The organism is Arthrobacter sp. ISL-65 (genome assembly GCF_018613795.1).
Taxonomy (GTDB): domain Bacteria; phylum Actinomycetota; class Actinomycetes; order Actinomycetales; family Micrococcaceae; genus Arthrobacter.
Window position 1 is genome coordinate 166248 of sequence record NZ_JAGGPN010000034.1, and the last position, 9031, is coordinate 175278.

The following is a 9031-nucleotide window of genomic DNA, read 5'->3' on the forward strand; positions in this document are numbered from 1 at the left end:
CGGGACGCACTTGTGGCCGGGTCCCCAAGTGTGACCTGCCCTCGCCTGTGACTTGCCCTCAGTTTGTGACCGGCGGACAATCCGGGCGGCCTGCCGCTACGAACCAATGTCATGAAGAAGCTCATGAGGTGGTTCAGGGGACCAGCCGCGATGGCGGCCCTTGCAGGGGTGGCTGCCGCCGCCGTCGTACTTTCCGTTGCGGAACTGGCAGGGGCGTTCTTTACCGCCCGCGCCACTCCCCTGTATGCCCTGGGTTCGACGTTCATCGACTTCACACCGCCAGGGCTGAAGGACTTCGCGATTGCGACGTTCGGCACCAATGACAAGGCCGCACTTTTCGCCGGGATGGGCCTGACAATTTTCGTGCTGGCGTGCGTGCTGGGTGTGGTGGCGTACCGGAGATGGGCGCTGGGCGCGGCCGGCGTGCTGTTCATGGGGGCGGTGATTGTGGCCAGCGTGGTGACCCGCGCGGGCGTCAGGCCGCTGGACGCCGTACCCTCGCTCCTCGGAACCGTGGCCGGGCTGGTCGTGCTGCGGCTGCTGGTCTCGCGGCTGTGGCGGCTGCAGGCCTTTCCGGATGCTCCGGCCGATGTGGCGGCCAAGGCGCCGGAGCGCCCGGCCACCTCCCGGCGGGCCTTCTTCGCGGCCACCGGCCTCACGGCGGCCGCGGCGGGCGTCGCAGCCACCGGGGGCCGGCTGCTCAGCGCCGCGCGCAGCAATGTAGCCCAGGCTCGGGAGTCCCTCCGGCTGCCGGCGCCAGCCCGGCCCGCAGCCGCGGTGCCCGCCGGCGTGCAGTCAGCTACGCCGGGCGTGACGCCGTGGCTGACGCCCGGCAAGGACTTCTACCGGATTGACACCGCCCTCAGCGTCCCGGAGATCAAGGCGGAGGAGTGGGAACTGCGCGTGCATGGGCTGGTGGAGGAGGAGGTCCGGCTCACCTTCCAGGACCTGCTCGACGCCGACCTGATCGAGTCCCACGTGACCCTCACCTGCGTGTCGAATCCGGTGGGCGGCAACCTCGCCGGCAACGCCAAGTGGCTGGGGCTCCCCATCCGCGAGGTGCTCAAACGGGCCAGGCCCACCGCCGGCGCGGACATGGTGCTCTCCACCTCCATCGACGGCTTCAGCGCATCCACGCCCCTGGAGGTCCTGCAGGACGGCCGCGACGCCATGCTCGCCATCGGCATGAACGGCGAGCCGTTGCCGCTGGAACACGGCTATCCCGTGCGCATGGTGGTGCCGGGACTGTACGGGTTCGTGTCCGCCACGAAGTGGGTGGTGGACCTGGAGGTGACCCGCTTCGCCGACAGCAAGGCCTACTGGACCCAGCGCGGCTGGTCGGAGCGCGGCCCCATCAAGACCATGGCCCGGGTGGAGGTGCCCAAATCCTTCGCCGTGGTGCCGGCCGGGAAGGTGGCCATTGGGGGCACCGCGTGGGCGCAGACCAGGGGCATCACCAAGGTGGAGGTGCAGATCGACGGCGGCGACTGGGCCGCAGCCGTTCTCTCGGACGAGGCCTCCGTGGATACGTGGCGGCAGTGGTCCTTCGCCTGGGACGCTCAGCCCGGCTCGCACTACATCAAGGTGCGGGCAACGGACGGGACCGGCGAGGTGCAGACGGAGAAGCGCGCCGATCCCGTGCCGGACGGCGCCTCCGGCTGGCAGTCGGTCATGGTCACCGTTGAGTAGGCGGTGCTGTTACTGGGCGTCTTGGCGCTGCAAACGCCGGCCGGCCGCCCCGGACGGCTCCCGGGGAATGCCGCTGCCGCACCATAGACTGGGCCCATGGCCCTAACTTCGCACGCCACGTTCACTGTGGATTCCGCCGTCGAACTCGCCGTGGTTGAACGAAGCGGATTCGTGGAGTCCCGCCATATCGGGGCGGCCGTGGTGCTCGCCGCAGACGGCCACGTGGTCACCCAACTGGGCGACATCTCCACCCCCATCCTGGCCCGCTCCACGCTCAAGCCCCTGCAGGCGCTGGCGGCCATGCAGTCCGGCGTTCCACTGCGCGGCGCCCAGGTGGCCCTCGCCTGCGCCAGCCACACCGGGTCGCTCGACCACATGGACGTCGTCGAAGGCATGCTCAAGGCCGCGGGCGTCAAGGAGGACCAGCTGCAGTGCCCCGCCGCGTGGCCGCAGGACGAGACTGCGCGGACCTGGCTGACCCGGTCTGAGCGGGGCAAGTCCCGGCTGGCCTTCAACTGCTCGGGGAAGCACGCGGCTTTCCTGTGGGCCTGCACCGAAAACGGCTGGGACACGCACAGCTACCTGGAGCCCAACCACCCGCTGCAGCAGCGCATCCGCACCGTGATCGAGGAGTACTCCGGCGAGCAGATCGCACACCTGGGCATCGACGGCTGCGGCGCTCCGGTGGCCGCCATCTCGCTGACCGGCCTGGCCCGCGCGTACTCCCTGCTCGCCAAGGCCCCCTCCGACAAATCCGCCAACGCCCGCGCCGCCACCATCGCCACCTCCATGCTGGACTACCCCTGGGCGGTCCAGGGCCGGGGCGAGGCCAACACGATCGTGATGGAGGAGCTGGACGTCATCGCCAAAATCGGGGCCGAGGGCATCCTGGTCATGGCCACGTCCCAGGGGGTCTCCGTGGCCCTCAAGATGCTGGACGGCAACCTGCGGGCCACCTCGCTGGTGGGCCTGACGCTGCTGGCGGCCTGTGGGGCCGTCGACATCCCGGGCGTGTCCAGCGTGCTCGAGAAGGTGGTGGAGCCGGTCCTCGGCGGTGGCCGTCCCGTGGGGAAGATCCGCCTCGGCCATGCCGTCTCGGCCCTGCTGGACTAACGTACTTTTAGCTTTTCAAGGAGGCACCGGTGGCAGTTGCGCGCCGCAGAATTGACCCGGCCAGCGGCAAAGCGGCCCTGAACGAATGGGCGGCAGGCGCCGTCGCGCTGTCGGACGCTGCTCCGGCGGTTCCGGCGGTTCGGGCGATTCTGGCCGCTCCGGCCGTCCCCCGTTCGGTGATCGCGACGGCGGTCCGGTACTCCCTCGAGGAGGTCACCGCCCGCGCGCCCGGGAATTCGGTGGAGGTGCGGGTGCCGCCGTTCGGAGTCACCCAGTGCGTGGAGGGTCCGCGGCACACGCGCGGCACTCCCCCGAACGTCATCGAGTGCGACGCCGCCACCTGGCTGGCGATGGTGACCGGACGGCTGAGCTGGGCGGACGCCGTCGGCGCCGGACGCGTTGCCGCCTCCGGCCTGCGCGCGGACCTGTCGGCCCTGCTCCCGCTCTGACTCAAAACGAGACAGGACCCCGCCCCAGACTGAACTGCTCAGCCGGGACGGGATCCTGCCGTCATTCCTTTGGAGTTTTTGTACAGATATCGCGACTTCAAGGGCCTTCAGCGGACGATATTTGCACAAAAACTCCGCGCACTATTCGTGGTTGATGGCTGCCGACGGCCGGCTCATCTGGAACTCGGGCATCTCACCGGGGTTCGGGCCGCCGCGGAACTTGGGCGAAGCCTGCCCGCCCCCGCTGATCCGTTCGAGTTCCTGCTCCTGGAAGTCCTCCTCCACGCCGAGCATGACCGCGGAATCGTGGTTGGTGATCTCGCCGCGGAATGCCCGGACCATGACGCTGCGGTCGAACTGGCCCTCCCACTTGGAGACCACAAAGGTTGCCACGCAGTTGCCCAGCAGGTTGACCACCACGCGCATGGAGTCCATGAGCCGGTCGGCGCCGAGGAGCAGGGCGACGCCGGCCACCGGGAAGATTCCGAGCGCGGCTGCCGTGGCGGACAGTGCCAGGAAGGACGAGCCGGGAACGCCGGCCATGCCCTTTGAGGTCAGCAGCAGCACTCCGAGGGCGGCCAGCTGCTGGCCGAGGTCCAGGTGGTGGCCGAAGGCTTGAGCGAGGAACAGCAGGGAGATGGACAGGTAGATCGCGGCTCCGTCCAGGTTGAACGAGTATCCCGTGGGCACCACCAGGCCGGTGGTGGCCCGGGAGCATCCGGCATTGGTCAGCTTGGTCATGATGCGCGGCATCACGGCTTCCGTGGACGCGGTGCCGAGGGCCAGCAGGAATTCCTCGCGGGTGTACTTGAGGAACTGCCACAGCGGAACCCGGGCGAAGCTCCAGGCCACGACGAACAGTAGCCCGATGAACACCACGGCCGCGCCGTAGCAGGCCGCAATCAGGACGGCATAGGTGCCGAGGGTGTCCAGCCCGTACTGGCCGATGATGAAGGCCATCGCCCCGAAGGCACCGATCGGCGCCACCTTCATGATCCAGGACATGATCTTGAAAACGAGTTCCAGGACCGTCTCCATGAGGCTGACCACCGGCAGGCACCGCTCGCGGCCGATGACGACGATGGCGGCGCCGAAGAACACGGAGAAGAAGAGGACCTGCAGCAGGCTGTTGTTGGCGAAGGCGCCGATGACGCTGGTGGGGATGACGTCCAGGATGAACGCTGCTGCGTCCTTCGGCACGGCGTGGCCGGTCTTGGCGTCGAGGGCCTCCTGGGAAAGGGTGCTCGGATCGATGTTCAGGCCCGCTCCGGGCTGGACGACGTTGCCGACAATCAGGCCGAAGACCAGGGCGAAAAGTGTGGCCGCTGTGAAGTAGAGAAGAGCCTTGACTCCTACCCTTCCGACCGCCTTGACGTCGCCGACGGCCGATATTCCCGTGACGATCACGAGGAAGATCAGCGGCGCGATGATCATCTTGATGAGCTGGATGAAGCCGTCACCGAGCGGCCTCAGTTGAGCGCCTAGGTCCGGCCAGAAATGCCCTATGAGAACACCTGCCACGACGGCGATCAGAATTTGGAAGAAGAGCGACCTATACAGGGGCTTCTTCTTCGACGGCGCCGAACTCGCCTTCAGCGCCGAGGAATCTGGGATCTTCATTGATCTGCACCTATCAATTGGGAACTGCCCCGGATCGGGGTCTGTCTCCAACGTAACCCCGGTCACAGTATTCCGCAAGAGGAAATTCAATTTTCACGATGCGGAACTCGTGGCCCGGTCACAATTGAGTTTTGTCCACTTATTGGGGGTTAAGGCCCCTCCAGCGGCCATTATCTGTACAAAAACTCCTACCGCTGCCAGCCCTGCTTGCGCAGCGCCTGCCGCACCCGCGAAACGACCCAGTCCCGCCCATGACCCATGTCGATGCTGTTGACTTTGACCTGGCGCCAGCCCGCGTCCGTCACGCGCTGGTCCCGGTAGGCGTCGAGCGCCTGTTGCGCGGGGGTCAGGTGATGGAACTTCTCATACTCGATGCACGTCCGGAACCTCACGCACCCCAGGTCCGTAGGCAGGACGGAGCCAAGGTCCACCCACGTCCGGGCCACGGAGGTCAGCCGCAGGCCGTCGATCTCAAAGAGATCGCCCTCGTCCGCATCAAGTGCGGTGTGCGAGCGGACGAGCGCGGGCAGGTCGCGACCGCAGGACCGGGGCACCCGGATGCCCCTGCTTGGGCGGTGCATGTCGCGGGCAAAGAGCCTGCTGGCGGGGACACCGGCGACGGCTGCCTCCGGAACCGCGAAGGGCCGGCTACCGATTTCCTCGGGCAGGAAGGTCGCTCGGAAGGAGGGAGCGTTAGCCGCGGCCGATGAAGGGCATTCCGGCGGCCGTGATGACCACGGAGCCCACGCTGGCCGACGCCGGCATCCCCGCCATCATCAGCACGGCCCGCGCGGCGTCCTCCACCGGAAACATCGGCTCCACCCTGCGGCTTCCGTCGGCCTGGAGCGCCCCCGTGCCGACCCCGATCGTGTCCATGATTTCCGTGGCGGTGTTGCCGATGTCGATCTGCCCGCAGGTGATGCCGAACTCCCTGCCGTCCAGCTCAATGCTCTTGGTCAAGCCCGTCATGGCGTGCTTGGTGACGGCGTAGGCAACGGTCCGCGGCCGGGGTGAGTGCGCGGAGATCGAGCCGTTGTTGATGATCCGCCCGCCCTGCGGCGACTGCGCCTTCATCGCCCGGACGGCCGCCCCGGCACACAGCACCGAGCCGGTCAGGTTCACGGCCACGGTGGCCTCCCAGTCCGCCAGGCTGATCTCGTCCACCGACGCCGCCGGGCCAAAGACGCCGGCGTTGTTGAACAGGACGTCCACCCGCCCCCAGCGCCGGAGGACGGCGGCGAAAAGGCGCTCGACGTCGTCGGGCACCGTGACATCGCACGGCACCGCAAGCCCCTCCGGGTGCCCGTCCGCCGCTTCCAGGAGCTGCGGCTCACGGCGGCCCGCCAGGGCCACCCGGTAACCCTCCGCCAGCATTTGCCGGGCAACCGCTCGGCCGATTCCGGAACCGGCGCCGGTGACGACGGCGACCCGCCCCGGAGTGGGTGGAACGGTCATGCTGCTTCTCCTGAGTAGTTGGAATCTTAGGCGGTGGCAGGAACGTCATTTGCCGCCAGCGGCCAGCCTATGACGGTCTTGGGCCGCGGCGTGGCGTATGTCCGCACCTTGGACGTGGAGAGCTGCATCCGGACCAGCGACTCCGCGATGGTCACGGCGGCCGCAACGCCGTCGACGACGGGCACTCCGGCGCGCTGCCGGATCTGTTCGTCCAGCCCCGCCATGCCCCCGCAGCCGAGCACGATCACCTCGGCCTTGTCCTCCCGGACGGCGAGCAGCGCCTGGCTGATAATGGCCTCGACCGCCCGCTCCGGCTCCTCCTCCAGTTCCAGCACGGCCATGCCGCTGGCCCGCACGGAAGCGCAGCGGGCGTCAAGGCCGGCGAGCTTAAGCCGGTCCTCGATGAGCGGCACGGCGCGGTCCAGTGTGGTGACCACGGAATATTTGTGGCCCAGGAACATGGCCGTGCTGGCCGCCGCCTCGGTGATGTCGACGACGGGCACGTCCAGCAGCTCCTGCAGTCCCTCCCTGCCGTGCTCGCCGTAGCCTGCCTGGATGACGGCGTCGAAGGGTTCGGGATAGTTGACCACCCGGTCCATCACGGCGATCGCGGCCAGGTAGCTTTCAAAGTTGCCCTCGCAGGAGTCCGCCCCGAAGCGCGGCGTGATCCCGACGATCTCCGTGCCGGGCGCAGCGATGCTGCGTGCCTGCGCGGCGATGGAGTCGGTCATGGACTGGGTGGTGTTGACGTTCGCAACGAGTATTCGCATGGTTCCTCCTGGATGCGGGATGGCTTAGTGGGTGCTGGCGACGGCGATGGCCTCGCCGTCGGCGTCCTCAAAGCGTTGCTTGCGGTCGGCGATCACGTAGTAGCACAGTGCGCCTACGCCGGCACCGAAGAACCAGGCAAACGGTGCCGCCGCCTCAAAGACAGGGAGGAAAGCGACAAGGATGGCCAGGACGGCCGCCGGCACCAGCGCGATGATGGCGCTCGGATTGACGCCCCGCTTGTAGAAGTAGGCTCCGGTGGGGTCCTCGCTGTACAGCTCGGGGACGTTGACCTTTCCGCGGCGCAGCAGCCAGTAGTCGGCCATGACCACGCCGAACAGCGGCCCAAGGAGGGCACCGAGTCCGCCAAGGAAGTACACGATGACGAGGGGGTTGTTGTAGAGGTTCCACGGCAGGATGACCAGTCCGATGGTGCCGCTCACCCAGGCCGCCCGGCGGAAGTTCAGACGCTTGGGAAAGAGGTTGGTGAGGGCATAAACGGGGGCCACGAAGTTCGCCATGAGGTTGACCGCAATGGTCAGGATGAGGATCGCGAGGCAGGCCAGCACCAGGAATAGGGTGTTGGGAATGCTTTCGACGATCTGTGACGGCGTTTCGATGATGGTGCCGTTGATCTTGTACTGTCCGCCGGCCAGAACCACCACAATTGCGCCGAACAGGAGCATGTTGATCGGGATGCCCCAGAAGTTGCCGCGGACGATGGACTTCTTGGACACGGCGGAGCGGGTGAAGTCGCAGAAGTTCAGGACGAACGTTCCGTAGATGGACACCCAGAGGGCGCCGCCGGCGAAAATGGTCCGCCACATTTCGCCTCCTTCGAGGCCCCGGATGCCGGTCCACTGGACGGAGCCGCGCGCCTCGATGAAGACCCAGACAGCCAGCAGGACCATCGTCACCAGGATGACCGGACCGGCGAAGGCCTCGTATTTGCGGATCATCTCCATGCCGAAGCTGACGATCACGAGCTGCACGATCCACAACCCCACGAAGGAGATCCAGCCGAGCGTAGATAGGCCGAGGATGGAGTTGGTGTCCATGTCGTGGAGGGACGGAACCATTGCTACCAGCATCACCCGGAGCACCACCGAGGCAAGGAATGTTTGGATCCCGAACCACGCCACCGCCACCGCGCCGCGCAACAGGCTGGCGAGCTGGGCGCCGCGGATGCCGAAACTGATGCGGCTCATGACGGGAAACGGAACGCCCGTTTTCTGCCCCATGAAACCGGAGAAGCTGAGCAGCACGAAGAGGAGGCCCGCCCCGATGGCAAGGGCCGTGAGGATCTGCCAGCCGCCGAGGCCGAGGGAAAAGAGTCCGACGGCGAACGCGTAGTTCCCGAGGCTGTGCACGTCGTTCGCCCAGAGGGTGAAGATGCTGTACGCCGTCCAGCGGCGCCCTTGCCGCTTGGTCGGTGCGAGGTCGGCGTTGTAGAGGGCCGGGCTGATGTCGCGGCCGGCTGCGGCGCTGGCCGCTTCGCACAGGGCATCAGCGCCGGCGGCGGGATGGACCGGCCGGCCCGACGACGGTGTCGGGCCTGCCGTTTCGACGCCGACTGAAGGGGTCGTCTGCATCTGGTTCTCCAGTTCTGGATTTTCGCGGTGGTGAGCCCTCGATCGGCCGATCACGGATCGGCTGATTATTGCTGTTATTCCACATTGCGAAATAAACTTGTTGAATGGTGAAATAAGCGTATGACCTGGATCACCATCGGGTCAAGGTGCAGGCCGGCCCTCGCGGTCACAATCCGCCCGTGGGGTCAACGGCGGCTCAGCGCCACCAAGAGTGCAGGCCAGCGTTTGACCCGGGTCCAATGCTCCCGATAATCTCGAGTAGCAAGAATGTTTTCTCACACTACGAAAACATGCGCCCAACATTCAACGATGAAACGAGGCTGCCGTGGCTGCAGGAGAAGATAC

Annotated in this window: 8 protein-coding genes; 3 read left to right on the forward strand and 5 right to left on the reverse strand. The window is 66.9% G+C overall.

Annotation, left to right across the window (positions count from 1 at the left end; translation table 11 throughout):
• Positions 1 to 111 precede the first annotated feature (111 nt).
• From J7I85_RS14835 to J7I85_RS14845, 3 genes are all read left to right on the forward strand, one after another.
• Complete coding sequence (locus J7I85_RS14835; protein ID WP_214852921.1) at positions 112 to 1689, forward strand: molybdopterin-dependent oxidoreductase; 1578 nt, start codon at positions 112 to 114, stop codon at positions 1687 to 1689.
• 96 nt (positions 1690 to 1785) lie between these two features.
• Positions 1786 to 2802: an asparaginase gene (locus tag J7I85_RS14840; protein WP_214852924.1), complete on the forward strand. Its 1017-nt coding sequence runs from the start codon at positions 1786 to 1788 to the stop codon at positions 2800 to 2802.
• Positions 2803 to 2831: 29 nt separating this feature from the next.
• The gene (locus J7I85_RS14845) at positions 2832 to 3251 is read left to right on the forward strand and encodes a sterol carrier family protein (RefSeq protein ID WP_214852927.1); all 420 of its coding nucleotides are present in this window, start codon (positions 2832 to 2834) and stop codon (positions 3249 to 3251) included.
• Positions 3252 to 3392: 141 nt separating this feature from the next.
• Here the strand turns inward: J7I85_RS14845 and J7I85_RS14850 are convergent, their stop codons facing one another.
• From J7I85_RS14850 to J7I85_RS14870, 5 genes are all read right to left on the reverse strand, one after another.
• On the reverse strand, positions 3393 to 4871 hold the full coding sequence (locus J7I85_RS14850; RefSeq protein WP_214852930.1) for a cation:dicarboxylate symporter family transporter: 1479 nt from the start codon (positions 4869 to 4871) through the stop codon (positions 3393 to 3395).
• Between the two features lie 188 nt (positions 4872 to 5059).
• A complete protein-coding gene (locus tag J7I85_RS14855; RefSeq protein WP_214852933.1) occupies positions 5060 to 5452 on the reverse strand; it encodes a hypothetical protein in 393 nt (130 codons plus the stop codon).
• Between the two features lie 112 nt (positions 5453 to 5564).
• Positions 5565 to 6326: an SDR family oxidoreductase gene (locus J7I85_RS14860; protein ID WP_214852935.1), complete on the reverse strand. Its 762-nt coding sequence runs from the start codon at positions 6324 to 6326 to the stop codon at positions 5565 to 5567.
• 26 nt (positions 6327 to 6352) lie between these two features.
• A complete protein-coding gene (locus J7I85_RS14865; RefSeq protein WP_214852938.1) occupies positions 6353 to 7096 on the reverse strand; it encodes an aspartate/glutamate racemase family protein in 744 nt (247 codons plus the stop codon).
• 24 nt (positions 7097 to 7120) lie between these two features.
• Entirely contained in the window at positions 7121 to 8686 is a 1566-nt protein-coding gene (locus tag J7I85_RS14870) for an NCS1 family nucleobase:cation symporter-1 (protein WP_214852941.1), read from the reverse strand.
• Positions 8687 to 9031: the final 345 nt, after the last annotated feature.